Annotated in this window: 12 protein-coding genes; 8 read left to right on the forward strand and 4 right to left on the reverse strand. The window is 58.9% G+C overall.

Features of this window, described 5'->3' with window-relative positions:
• Window positions 1-2: 2 nt before the first annotated feature.
• Entirely contained in the window at window positions 3-980 is a 978-nt protein-coding gene (tauA, locus tag AWM79_RS15415; protein WP_060783188.1) for a taurine ABC transporter substrate-binding protein, read from the reverse strand.
• Window positions 981-1,656: 676 nt separating this feature from the next.
• Between tauA and AWM79_RS15420 the strand changes: the two genes are divergently transcribed.
• The 8 genes from AWM79_RS15420 (at window position 1,657) to AWM79_RS15455 (ending at window position 8,929) form a co-directional block, all read left to right on the forward strand.
• The gene (locus AWM79_RS15420) at window positions 1,657-3,051 is read left to right on the forward strand and encodes an OprD family porin (RefSeq protein WP_060783189.1); all 1,395 of its coding nucleotides are present in this window, start codon (window positions 1,657-1,659) and stop codon (window positions 3,049-3,051) included.
• 314 nt (window positions 3,052-3,365) lie between these two features.
• Window positions 3,366-4,004, forward strand: coding sequence for a peroxiredoxin (locus AWM79_RS15425; protein ID WP_017132572.1), 639 nt, complete (start codon window positions 3,366-3,368; stop codon window positions 4,002-4,004).
• A gap of 231 nt (window positions 4,005-4,235) precedes the next feature.
• Window positions 4,236-4,829, forward strand: coding sequence for an NADPH-dependent FMN reductase (gene ssuE / locus AWM79_RS15430; RefSeq protein ID WP_017132573.1), 594 nt, complete (start codon window positions 4,236-4,238; stop codon window positions 4,827-4,829).
• Window positions 4,830-4,927: 98 nt separating this feature from the next.
• Complete coding sequence (locus AWM79_RS15435) at window positions 4,928-5,893, forward strand: sulfonate ABC transporter substrate-binding protein (RefSeq protein ID WP_017132574.1); 966 nt, start codon at window positions 4,928-4,930, stop codon at window positions 5,891-5,893.
• 25 nt (window positions 5,894-5,918) lie between these two features.
• Complete coding sequence (ssuD, locus tag AWM79_RS15440; protein WP_060783190.1) at window positions 5,919-7,067, forward strand: FMNH2-dependent alkanesulfonate monooxygenase; 1,149 nt, start codon at window positions 5,919-5,921, stop codon at window positions 7,065-7,067.
• Between the two features lie 9 nt (window positions 7,068-7,076).
• Window positions 7,077-7,868 (forward strand): aliphatic sulfonate ABC transporter permease SsuC, encoded by a 792-nt coding sequence (ssuC, locus tag AWM79_RS15445; RefSeq protein ID WP_017132575.1) that lies wholly within the window; start codon window positions 7,077-7,079, stop codon window positions 7,866-7,868.
• Window positions 7,865-8,671 (forward strand): aliphatic sulfonates ABC transporter ATP-binding protein, encoded by an 807-nt coding sequence (ssuB, locus tag AWM79_RS15450; protein ID WP_017132576.1) that lies wholly within the window; start codon window positions 7,865-7,867, stop codon window positions 8,669-8,671. Before ssuC ends, ssuB begins: the two co-directional genes overlap by 4 nt.
• Window positions 8,672-8,713: 42 nt before the next feature.
• Window positions 8,714-8,929 carry a TOBE domain-containing protein gene (locus AWM79_RS15455; protein ID WP_017132577.1) on the forward strand — a complete coding sequence of 72 codons (216 nt, stop codon included), beginning with the start codon at window positions 8,714-8,716 and terminating at the stop codon, window positions 8,927-8,929.
• A gap of 81 nt (window positions 8,930-9,010) precedes the next feature.
• Here the strand turns inward: AWM79_RS15455 and AWM79_RS15460 are convergent, their stop codons facing one another.
• The 3 genes from AWM79_RS15460 to tcyN form a co-directional block, all read right to left on the reverse strand.
• The gene (locus AWM79_RS15460) at window positions 9,011-9,640 is read right to left on the reverse strand and encodes a class I SAM-dependent methyltransferase (protein WP_017132578.1); all 630 of its coding nucleotides are present in this window, start codon (window positions 9,638-9,640) and stop codon (window positions 9,011-9,013) included.
• Between the two features lie 174 nt (window positions 9,641-9,814).
• The gene (locus AWM79_RS15465; protein WP_017132579.1) at window positions 9,815-10,570 is read right to left on the reverse strand and encodes a hypothetical protein; all 756 of its coding nucleotides are present in this window, start codon (window positions 10,568-10,570) and stop codon (window positions 9,815-9,817) included.
• 632 nt (window positions 10,571-11,202) lie between these two features.
• Window positions 11,203-11,952 carry an L-cystine ABC transporter ATP-binding protein TcyN gene (gene tcyN, locus AWM79_RS15470; protein ID WP_017132580.1) on the reverse strand — a complete coding sequence of 250 codons (750 nt, stop codon included), beginning with the start codon at window positions 11,950-11,952 and terminating at the stop codon, window positions 11,203-11,205.
• Window position 11,953: the final 1 nt, after the last annotated feature.

The following is an 11,953-nucleotide window of genomic DNA, read 5'->3' on the forward strand; positions in this document are numbered from 1 at the left end:
AATCAGCGGGTAATAAACTTGGCGCTGACATACGGGGCATAGTCCGCCAGTATCGCTTCGACCTTGCCCTGCTCTTTCAGGAAGGCTGCCGTGTCGGTAATGGCCTGGACGGTCGATTGGCCGAGCACGGTGACCTGGTCAGCCGCCAGCGGGTAGACGTTGCCTTGCAGCAGCGATGGAATATCCGCGGCCTTGGCACCAGAGAGTTTCACCAGCTTGTCGACGTTGTCTTTGTCAGCCAGCCAGGCCTGTGGGTCCTTTTGGTAGTGCGCATAGGCATCAAGGGTAACTTTGGCGAACGCCTTGACGATCTCCGGGTGCTGCTCGGCAAAGTCCTTGCGCACGATCCAGGCGTCGAAGGTCGGCGCACCGAATTTGGCCAGATCACCGGAAGTGATCAGCACCTTGCCGTTTTCCTTGGCGACACCCAAGGCTGGGTCCCATACATAGCTAGCGTCGATATCACCACGCTTCCAGGCAGCCATGATGGCCGGTGGTGCGACGTTGAGAATCTGCACCTTCGAAGGGTCGATATTCCAATGCTTCAGCGCGGCCAGCAGACTGTAGTGCGCGGTGGAGACAAAAGGCACGGCAACTTTCTTGCCGATCAGATCCTGGGGCGAATTGATCCCGGAGCCATCGCGGGCCACCAGGGCTTCGGCAGCACCGATCTGGGTCGCGATCAAGAAGGTCTCGACTGGCACCCGGCGGGTAATGGCTGCTGTCAGCGGGCTGGAACCAAGGTAACCGATCTGCACGTCGCCCGAAGCGATGGCGGCAATGATGTCGGCGCCATTATCGAATTTGCGCCAATCGATCTTGGCGTGGGTGGCGTTTTCATAAGATCCGTCGGCCTGGGCTACTTTCGCCGGATCAACGGTGGTCTGGTAGGCAATCGTGACGTCGGCAGCCTGTACAAACCAGCTCGCTCCGACCAGGGAAAACACCGCCAGCAAGCGGAGTGAAAAATGCATTTTCATGGGAGAAGCCCCTCAACAGGTGGCCAGGAGTCGGCGTGTCGAGAAGACTAATTGATCTAATAAATTAAAAATAAATAACTTATTTGCATTAGCTTATGAGCGGAAACACGCCTCGAAAAACACTCAAAAAAACGACAAGGTAAATTTTTATATTCAATCGAATAGAAAAAATGCCCCTCATAATCTGCAATCCACGATTCATCTTAGAGTTAACGAGCGAAATCGAACGCTTGAATATGACAAATACATGTCAATTTTATGTGAAAATTTCTGCGTTGAAATAATAAGAGGCACCTCATTTAGTCGTGATTTTGTCGCTTTCATCCTAAAAAACGGCACATACAGCCTATAAATTTCGAATTTTGTTATAAAAAATCAGTAACAAATACTTTTAATGAATTAGTCTCGTGATCACAAAAAGCCCGTGGTTGCGATGCACGGCGGCGCGCAATATTCCATAAAAATATAAAAAACAAAAAAATAAGTATTTTTAGCTGTATATGAAAATCATTACCCTGCGCCGGCCCAACGGTGCCGGTTAAACCCAGGTGGTCAGTATGGATGATTGAAATTGACTATGCAGTCACAGTTTGGTTATGGCTGATAAATTTGTAGCAAAAATGACTTAAATATCGAATCAAGATTTAAAAAATTAGCAGTAAGAGGAGCAAGATCCATGAACAAATCCACTTTGGCCGTGGCTGTGGCCGTAGGGGTTTTGGCGCAGCAGGCAAATGCCGCAGGTTTTATCGAAGACAGCAAGGCCACTCTGGGTGTGCGCAACTTCTACATCAATACCGATAACCGCGACTCCGATGCCGGCAGCACCAAGGCCAGGGCGAGTGGCGTTCAGAGCAAGAACGAAGAATGGGGCCAAGGTTTCGATCTGCGCTTCATCTCCGGCTACACCCAAGGTACCGTCGGCTTCGGTATCGATGCCATTGGCCTGTTGGGTGTGCGCCTGGATTCAGGGGGTGGTACCAACGGCGCGACCTCGACGTCCTACGGCGGCACCGTGTTCCCGAGCGACTCCAATGGCAAAGCCGTCAACGACTTCGCCAGCCTGGGTTTGACCGGCAAGGTCAAGGTTTCTCAGACCGAACTGAAGATCGGTACCCTGCAGCCAAACAACCCGGTCATCAAGTCCAACGATGGTCGTCTGCTACCGCAAACCTTCCAGGGCGGCCAGATCACCTCGAACGAAATCAAAGACCTGACCTTGACCGCCGGCCAGATCGAACACGCCAAGGGCCGTAACTCCAGCAACACCGAAGGACTGTCCATTGCCGGCGCGAACAGCCCGACCGCGGCCGGTCGGCGCAGCAACAAGTTCTATTACGGTGGTGCCGACTATAAGATCACCAAGGACCTGACCGCTTCGTACTACTACGGTGAGCTGAAAGACTTCTACTCGCAGAACTTCCTGGGCCTGGTACACAACTGGTCCATCGGACCCGGCGTCCTGAAAAGCGACCTGCGTTACTACCGCAGCCGCGACGACGGTGCCAATGGCGATACCTCCGCCTACTTCACCAATGGTTACTATGACAACAAGCCCTTCGCCAGCAACACCAAGGGCAAAGTCGACAACGATCTATACAGCTACCTGGCCCTGTACTCGGTTGAAGGTCACACCTTCGGCGGCGGCTACCAGTACAGCAAGGGCAACAGCGACTTCCCTTGGCTGAACCAGGGTGACGGCTCGTCGAACACTACCATCACCGAAATGCAGATCCAGAAGTTCGGCCGCGCCGGCGAGCGCACCTGGCAGGCCCGCTACGGCTATGATTTCGCCAAGGTCGGGGTACCGGGTCTGACCGCCGGTATCATCTACCTGCGCGGCAACAACATCGACACCGCCGGTAACGTCGGTGCCGCCCAGGTCCGTACCTTGGGTACGGGTGGCACCGAATGGGAGCGCGACCTGACTCTGGCTTATGTGATACCGCAAGGCACCTTCAAGAACCTGGGTTTCGTTTGGAGAAACGCCATGTGGCGTAACGATATTCCGGGTCAACGCGACCAGGACGAAAACCGCCTGATCGTCAACTATTCGATCCCACTGCTGTAAGCGCGCAGCCTTCCGGGTTCAAGATCCACACCCAGCCCGGCGCTATGCCGGGCTGGGTGCTTCACGTTTTGCACAGCACTACTTATTACAGCTTCAACTTCCACGCCAACGTCCTATTTCACGGCGTGCCGCTCATTACCTCTCCTTAGCCCTCTCACAGGCTGTGGACAAGAGTGCCCCCGGTCGTGCCCGGCGTCCAATGAACAAGTTTTTAATATTTCTTTATCGTCTAAATAAATCGACATTTTTTCTTTTAAAGTCAATCCGGCAACGGGCACAGTAAGACCTTCAACTTTTCCCTCTAGGAGCAACCCGTGAGCCTCAGACTCGGCGACATCGCCCCCGATTTCGAACAGGACTCCAGCGCCGGCAGGATTCGTTTCCACCAGTGGCTCGGCGACAGCTGGGGCGTGCTGTTTTCCCATCCGGCGGACTTCACCCCAGTATGCACCACCGAGCTGGGCTTTACCGCCAAGCTCCAGGAGCAATTCGCCCAGCGCGGCGTCAAGGCTATCGCCTTGTCCGTGGACCCGGTGGACTCGCATCACAAGTGGATCGAGGACATCAACGAGACCCAGAACACCATCGTCAACTTCCCGATCCTGGCCGATGCCGATCGCAAGGTCTCGGACCTGTATGACCTGATCCACCCCAATGCCAGCGACACCCTCACTGTACGCTCGTTGTTTGTGATCGATCCGAGCAAGAAAATCCGGCTGACCATCACCTACCCGGCGAGCACCGGGCGCAATTTCCACGAGATTCTGCGGGTGATCGACTCGCTGCAGTTGACCGACAACCACAAGGTCGCCACGCCCGCCAACTGGCAGGACGGTGACGACGTGGTGATCGTACCGTCGCTCAAGGACGAAGAGGAAATCAACAGACGTTTCCCGAAAGGCTATCGCACGGTAAAACCCTACCTGCGCCTGACGCCGCAGCCTAATCGCTGAAAGACCCGCCGGGGCCTGTGGCGAGCGCAACCGGCGCCATTCACAAAACCACAATTCGAGGCCGTTTCGACGGCCTTGAATTGTGTCCGAAACTTTTGTTTTATATTCCTTTAAAGAATAAATAAATGAAAAAATAAGATTTATAGACATATAAATTGACTGGTAAGGTCTGCCCAAACCAGCGAGATCGCAGACCGCGAATCGCCGACACACGTTTGAGGAAAGACCTTCATGCTGGTCGTGACACTCGGAGGAAGCCCCAGCCAGCGATCACGCTCCGGGGTATTGCTGGACCACGCCAAACGCTGGCTTAACCAGCAAGGCATCGAAGTCGTGAGCTACCAAATCCGCGACTTCAACGCCGAAGACCTGCTCCATGCACGCTTTGGCAGCCCGCAGATTGTCGACCTGCTGCAACAAATTGAAAACGCCGACGGCCTGGTCATCGCCACCCCGGTGTACAAGGCCTCGTTCTCCGGGGCCTTGAAATCCCTGCTCGACCTACTACCCGAGCGCGCCTTGAGTCACAAAGTGGTACTGCCCATGGCCACTGGCGGCAGCATCGCTCACATGCTCGCCGTGGACTATGCGCTCAAGCCGGTCCTGGCCGCGTTGAAGGCACAGGAGATGCTCCACGGCATTTTTGCCGAGGACAGTCAGATCGCCTATGGCGAAGGCAGCGCCCAAGCGCAACTGCTGCCGATCCTGGAACAGCGTCTGATCGAGGCCCTGGAGCAGTTCCACAGCGCCTTGGCGCGCCGCCCCAAACCCCTTGACCCGGCACTGTTGAATGATCGTCTGCTGAGTGCTCGCTGGAGCATCTAAGCCGCTGCACTGATACCGACATCGATGTACTGGCCTTACTCGCCCGCCAACGGGCAAGCAGGTGCAGCCAAAACCTTCACTGCAAAAAGGAGAGCGCCATGCGCACTGTCATTTTGCGTCGCGGTCTGGTCGCTCTGTTTGCCGCGGCTGTCACCTTCGGCGTCATTTCCCAAGCTCAAGCCGACTCAATCCGCATCGGCTATCAGAAATACGGCACCCTGGTGATGCTCAAGGCCAAGGGCACCCTGGAAAAACGCCTCGCCGCCCAGGGCATCCAGGTGCAATGGACCGAATTTCCCGGTGGCCCGCAACTGCTCGAAGGATTGAACGTCGGCTCCATCGACTTCGGCGTTACCGGCGAAACCCCTCCGGTCTTCGCCCAGGCCGCCGGTGCCGACCTGTTGTATGTCGCCTCCGAACCGCCGGCACCGACCAGTGAGGCGATCCTGGTGCCCAAGGACTCGCCGATCCAGTCGGTGCGCGAACTCAAAGGCAAGAAAGTCGTCCTCAACAAAGGCTCCAATGTCCATTACCTGTTGGTCCGCGCCCTGGAAGACGCCGGCCTCGGGTACAGCGATATCGAGGCCGTCTACCTGCCGCCCGCCGATGCCCGCGCCGCCTTCGAGCGGGGCAGCGTCGATGCCTGGGTGATCTGGGATCCGTACCAGGCCGCCGCCGAACAACAACTCCAGGCCCGCACGCTGCGTGACGGTAGCGGCCTGGTGGACAACCACCAGTTCTATCTGGCGACCAAGCCCTACGCCGAAAAACATCCGCAGGTGATCAAGACCCTGGTGGAAGAAATCCGCGCCGTCGGTGACTGGTCCAAAGCCAATCCCCAGGAAGTCACCGCCCAACTCGCGCCGCTGCTCGGCGTGCCCGCCGATATCACGCTGATCTCGGTGAAACGCCAAGGTTATGGCGCGCAGTTCCTCACTCCCGAGGTGATCGCGGGTCAACAGAAAATCGCCGACAGCTTCTACCGACTCAAATTGATTCCCAAACCGCTGAGTATCAAGGACGTGATCTGGTCCCCCTCAGCCGCCGTTACCACTGCACCTTGAACCCTATTCCTTAGGAAACCACTCCATGAGCCTCAATATTTTCTGGTTCCTGCCTACCCACGGCGACGGCCATTACCTGGGCACCGCCGAAGGCGCTCGCGCCGTCGATCACGGCTATCTGCAGCAAGTGGCCCAGGCCGCCGACCGCCTCGGTTTCGGCGGTGTGCTGATCCCCACCGGACGGTCCTGCGAGGACTCCTGGCTGGTCGCCGCCTCGCTTATCCCGGTGACCCAACGCCTGAAATTCCTCGTTGCCCTGCGCCCTGGAATTATTTCTCCAACAGTGGCGGCACGCCAGGCCGCGACCCTTGACCGGCTGTCCGGTGGCCGTGCGCTGTTCAATCTGGTGACAGGCGGCGACCCGGACGAGTTGGCCGGTGACGGCCTGTTCCTCAGCCACGAAGAGCGTTACCAGGCCTCGGTGGAATTCACCCGTATCTGGCGCCGCGTGCTGGAAGGCGAAACCGTCGATTACGATGGCCAGCACATCAGCGTCAAAGGCGCCAAGCTGCTCTATCCGCCGATCCAGCAACCGCGTCCACCGCTGTACTTCGGCGGCTCCTCGGAAGCCGCCCAGGACCTCGCCGCCGAACAGGTGGACATGGTCCTGACTTGGGGCGAACCACCGGCCGCCGTCGCCGAGAAGATCGAACAGGTCCGCGCCAAGGCCGCCAAGCTTGGGCGCACCGTGCGCTTCGGCATCCGCCTACACGTGATCGTTCGCCCCACCAATGCCCAAGCCTGGCAAGCCGCTGACAGCCTCATCTCCCACCTGGACGACGAGACTATCGCCCGCGCGCAGAAGTCCCTGGCGCGCTTCGACTCCGTTGGTCAGCAGCGCATGGCGGCCCTGCACGGTGGCAGCCGCGATAACCTGGAAGTCAGCCCGAACCTCTGGGCCGGGGTCGGCCTGGTACGTGGCGGTGCCGGCACAGCGCTGGTGGGCGACGGCCCGACGGTCGCGGCGCGGGTCAAGGAATACGCGGACCTGGGCATCGACACCTTTATCTTCTCCGGTTATCCCCACCTGGAAGAGTCCTACCGGGTGGCCGAGTTGCTGTTCCCACACTTGGATATCGAACGCCCGGAACTGCCGAAAAGCGCCGGTTACGCCAGCCCTTTCGGTGAGATGGTCGCCAACGACATCTTGCCCAAAGCCGCGTCCCAGCGTTGAGACCGCGCTATGACGACCCTGAGCAAAATCACCCACAGGTTCGCACCTTGGGCCCTACCGCTGCTGTTACTGGTGGTGTGGCAGTTGTCGGTCTCGGCCGGCTGGCTGTCGACCCGGATACTTCCCGCGCCGAGCGCCGTGATTGAAGTTGGCGTTGCGCTGGTGCAGAGCGGCGATATCTGGAAACACCTGGCCATCAGCGGCTGGCGCGCCGGTATCGGCTTTGCCATCGGTGGCAGTATCGGCCTGGTCCTGGGCTTTATCACCGGTCTGTCGAAATGGGGTGAGCGCCTGCTCGACAGCTCGCTGCAGATGATCCGCAACGTGCCGCACCTGGCCCTGATCCCGCTGGTGATCCTGTGGTTCGGCATCGACGAGTCAGCGAAGATTTTCCTGGTGGCCCTGGGCACCTTGTTCCCGATCTATCTCAACACCTACCACGGCATCCGCAACGTCGATCCGGCCCTGGTGGAAATGGCCCGCAGCTATGGGCTGTCCGGCTTTGGCCTGTTCCGTCAGGTGATCCTGCCGGGCGCGCTGCCGTCGATTCTGGTGGGCGTGCGCTTCGCCCTGGGCTTTATGTGGTTGACGCTGATCGTCGCGGAAACCATCTCGGCCAACGCCGGTATCGGCTACCTGGCAATGAACGCCCGGGAGTTCTTGCAGACCGACGTGGTGGTCCTGTCCATCGTGCTCTACGCCGCGCTCGGCAAGCTCGCCGACCTGGCCGCGCGCGGTCTGGAACGTGTCTGGCTGCGCTGGCATCCGGCGTATCAAGTGACCAAAGGCGGTGACGCATGACAGCCCAACAACCTCCACGCCTGCTACGCGGTATTCCCCTGGCGGTGCGCAAGCTGCAAAAGACCTTCGGCGAACGCCAGGTACTGCGCGAGATCGACCTGCATATTCCGGCCGGCCAGTTTGTCGCCGTGGTCGGTCGCAGCGGCTGCGGCAAAAGCACGCTACTGCGCTTGTTGGCCGGCCTTGAACAACCGACCGGTGGCGATTTGTTGGCCGGTTCCGCAGCCCTGAGCGAAGCCCACGAAGACACCCGGCTGATGTTCCAGGAAGCGCGGTTGCTGCCCTGGAAAAAGATCATCGACAACGTCGGTCTCGGCCTCACGGGTCACTGGCGACCACAGGCCCTGCAAGCCCTGGAAGCGGTCGGCCTGGCGGACCGCGCCAATGACTGGCCGGCGGCCTTGTCCGGCGGCCAGAAACAGCGCGTGGCCCTGGCCCGTGCCCTGATTCACCAACCGCGACTGCTGTTGCTCGACGAACCGCTGGGGGCACTGGACGCCCTGACCCGGATCGAAATGCAACACCTGATCGAGCGTCTCTGGCAGCAGCACGGTTTCACCGTGCTGCTGGTGACTCATGACGTCAGCGAGGCCGTGGCCATCGCCGATCGGGTGATCCTGATCGAAGAGGGCCAAATCGGCCTCGACCTCCAGGTCGAACTGCCGCGCCCTCGGGTGCGTGGCTCCCATCGCCTGGCGGCGTTGGAGACCGAGGTATTGCATCGAGTGCTGGCGCTGCCAGGCGTACCGCCCGCGCCGGAACCTGTTTCGCCCTTGCCCACGCAATTGCGTTGGGCGCTGTAAATCAACGCCTTGCCTATTCAGTCAATAACAGGAATCAACGTCATGACCATCAAAGCCATCAACGTTCGCAACCAGTTCAAAGGCACCATCAAGGAAATCGTCACCGGTGACGTGCTGTCGGAAATCGACGTACAGACCGCCTCCGGGATCGTCACTTCGGTGATCACCACCCGCTCGGTGAAAGAGTTGGACTTGCGGGTCGGCAGTGAAGTGATCGCCTTTGTGAAATCCACCGAAGTGTCCATCGCCAAGCTATAAACGTCGAGCACCTACCAGCCTGCCCGCTTATGGCGAGTGGGCTTGTCGCAACGGTGTTCATCTGCACATCGGGGTCTGACTTCAGATCCTGCGCCACACACTCGCCAACCACGGCTGTTGCTCACGCGGCAGTCCGGCGGGGCGATAGTAGTGTTCCAGTTCGACAAAGCCCGCCGCCGTCAGCAGTGCGCGCCAGGCGTTCAGGTCGTGGTACGAACCATACCGTTCGCCATTCCAGCCCTCCTGGTTTTCCCCGCGCGGATTGGAGCTGAACAGTACTCCGCCCGGCTTGAGCGTGGCATGCAATTGCCGCAGTACCCGTGGCAGTTCCTGGCGCGGGATATGGAACAGCACAGCGTTGGCGAAGATGCCGTCGAAGCGTTCAGGCGCCAAGTCAAGGTCGAGGAAGTTCTGTTGCAGCACTTCGCAACCGCTGTCTTCGCGGGCCATTTGCGCAAAGCGCTCGGAACCGTCGAGGCCAACCGCGATATGGCCCATGCGAGTGAAGGCCGGTAAATCCCGTCCAGGGCCGCAACCGAAGTCCAGCACGGTAAACGGCGCCGCACCCTGGAGATGCCGTAGCAGCGCATCGATGTTCTGACTCACATCATGGTCGCGGGTACCTTCGCGAAAACCCTCGGCGCTGCGGTTGTAGTGACCGAGGGTGGTGGAAGCAATCTGTTCGAGATCGTCGGGGTCGAGGGTTTTCATCGAGGTCTGCGCGGGTTGCCGTGAGTGTTCCGAATATATCACTCTGCTCGGTTCTCTCAGCGCTTGTTCCACAGCCTCGCCGACCGAGGGGCTATCGCCAGGGCGACGCAAGCGAAATCAAGCGGAGCTGGTGGTCCGGTTCATATACCCTAAACAGACATAACAGTTCCGCCTTCACTCTCGACGGCGTTGGCAGGCGAGTTTGAAGGGAGCTTTGCAAGTCCTGATGAAATGCCGCGAGGTGCCCACCCGCAACCTTCGTACTGGCGCCCAGCGGGAGTTGTTACCGACCCGGTCGATCACGCAGTAGGTGATGTCCAACCCGCGATCCTCCCCCGCTTCCTGGATCACCCCGGCGGGAACGAATACCGTGACCGGCTTACCGATATCCGCCGGGGCCAGCTTCGGCAGGTCGAGCCGGACATCGCCCCAGAGCAACGTGATTTCATCCTCGGCGGCCATGTTGAGATAAGGTGCCAAGGTCAGCGGCACCCCGCGCTTCATCTGGCGTGGATTGACCCCATAGCGACCGATAGGCCCAGGAATGATCAGTGGCGCCAGGCCCTGGTTCTCCTCGTCGATCGGCAGCCCGCCGGGGCAGGCCAGCTTGACCGGCAGCTTGAGCATCGGCGACACCAGGGCGGCGCGACCGACGCGCATCAGGTGGTAGTGAATCCGCGCCACTCCTTCAAGAATAAAACTTTCCGGCACTCGCAGGCTGATCGGCTGGCCGGCCTCACCGGCCAGGAGCTGCCTGGACGTCACATAACAACCGTCCCAGAACAACTCGACCAGATCCCCTTCGTCCATACCGGGATAGACCGGGATCGTGATCGACAATTGCTCAGCGGCCACGCGACCGATACCGCGCCTGTTGGCTTGCGGAACGACGGGCGGTGCGAGCCGGGAATGCTCCAGGGGATAGTTCATGAAATCGTCCTTTTGATAGTTGCCGAAAGTTAAACTTGCGAGAGGTGGCCTGATCCTTCCAGACACATACCCCCACTGGCGCTTTCGCCGTTTCCTTACAGCCGAAAGAATGTGTCACCAGAACACCGGGACACCCCACCAAAACTTGAGCGCCATCCGGATAACGCCGCGCAAGTTGTTAAAGGCAGCTAAAAGTTTTGCGGTGCGAGTGTCAAGGCGTTAATCGATAATTATTATTATCGCGCTGTTATTCGGACACGTCCTACTTCTGTTGCCTATATACATCAGCCGCCGCCGGGATACGTCGCAAGTCCCTATGGATATCGTCGAGTTTCCACCAGGCATCGCCTCGGTACAGGAGTCGGCGAGCCGGTCACGACGCACGAAAAGCATGACTTCAAGGTAGGTGCCGTGCCGAGAGGCGCGGCATCTCGCGCACGCGGCAATCGGCGCTCGAACACCCTGGACAACCGTCGCACGCTGTCCCGATAAGGCTGGCTTATAACTTAAGAATGGAGCGTTCCAAAGATCAGACAGGTCATATAATAAGATGACCCAAGGTCGGTTAAAACTGTCATGCCTTGAATAGCCTACTCTCTCCATGAGTACGCTATATCAACTCAAGAACATTCCTACGTATTACCCAGAAACTTACTGAGAAATTGACGAGTACGTTCTTCTTTCGGCTCGGCAAACAGCGCCTTGGCTTCACCTTGTTCAACGATCACACCCTTGTCGAAGAAGATCACCCGGTTGGCTACATCGCGGGCAAAACTCATTTCATGGGTCACGATGACCATGGTGCGTTTTTCTTGCGCCAGACCACGAATGGTCGCCAATACTTCACCCACCAGCTCCGGGTCGAGGGCCGAGGTCGGCTCATCGAACAAGATTACCTGCGGCTCCATCGCCAGGGCCCGGGCAATCGCCACCCGTTGCTGCTGCCCACCGGACAACCGGCGCGGATAAGCGTCTTCCTTGCCCGCCAGGCCGACCTTGGCCAGCAGCTTGCGCCCCAGCGCCAGCGCCTGGTCGCGCGGAGTCTTCTTGACCACCAGCGGGCCTTCGATGACGTTCTCCAGCGCGGTGCGATGGGGAAACAGGTTGAAGTTCTGGAACACGAAGCCCACCTGCTGGCGCAGTTGGCGCACCAGGCTCTGCTGTTGGCTCAGCGGACGGCTGCCATCGATCTCGATATCGCCGACCTGGATCCGCCCACTGGAGGGTTCTTCGAGGAAGTTCAGGCAACGCAGGAAGGTCGTCTTGCCGGAACCGCTGGGGCCGATGATGGCAACGACCTCGCCTTCCTTGACCTCAAGGTCGATACCGTTGAGCACCACCTGCCCCTTGAATTGTTTGGTGAGTTTTTCAACCACAATCATG

Source organism: Pseudomonas agarici (assembly GCF_001543125.1).
In the GTDB taxonomy this organism is placed as follows: Bacteria; Pseudomonadota; Gammaproteobacteria; order Pseudomonadales; family Pseudomonadaceae; genus Aquipseudomonas; species Aquipseudomonas agarici.

Coding starts and splice junctions, on each gene's coding strand:
- tauA (WP_060783188.1), bottom strand. CDS start 980: ATGAAAATGCATTTTTCACTCCGCTTGCTGGCGGTGTTTTCCCTGGTC.
- AWM79_RS15420 (WP_060783189.1), top strand. CDS start 1,657: ATGAACAAATCCACTTTGGCCGTGGCTGTGGCCGTAGGGGTTTTGGCG.
- ssuE (WP_017132573.1), top strand. CDS start 4,236: ATGCTGGTCGTGACACTCGGAGGAAGCCCCAGCCAGCGATCACGCTCC.
- AWM79_RS15435 (WP_017132574.1), top strand. CDS start 4,928: ATGCGCACTGTCATTTTGCGTCGCGGTCTGGTCGCTCTGTTTGCCGCG.
- ssuD (WP_060783190.1), top strand. CDS start 5,919: ATGAGCCTCAATATTTTCTGGTTCCTGCCTACCCACGGCGACGGCCAT.
- ssuC (WP_017132575.1), top strand. CDS start 7,077: ATGACGACCCTGAGCAAAATCACCCACAGGTTCGCACCTTGGGCCCTA.
- ssuB (WP_017132576.1), top strand. CDS start 7,865: ATGACAGCCCAACAACCTCCACGCCTGCTACGCGGTATTCCCCTGGCG.
- AWM79_RS15455 (WP_017132577.1), top strand. CDS start 8,714: ATGACCATCAAAGCCATCAACGTTCGCAACCAGTTCAAAGGCACCATC.
- AWM79_RS15460 (WP_017132578.1), bottom strand. CDS start 9,640: ATGAAAACCCTCGACCCCGACGATCTCGAACAGATTGCTTCCACCACC.
- AWM79_RS15465 (WP_017132579.1), bottom strand. CDS start 10,570: ATGAACTATCCCCTGGAGCATTCCCGGCTCGCACCGCCCGTCGTTCCG.
- tcyN (WP_017132580.1), bottom strand. CDS start 11,952: ATGATTGTGGTTGAAAAACTCACCAAACAATTCAAGGGGCAGGTGGTG.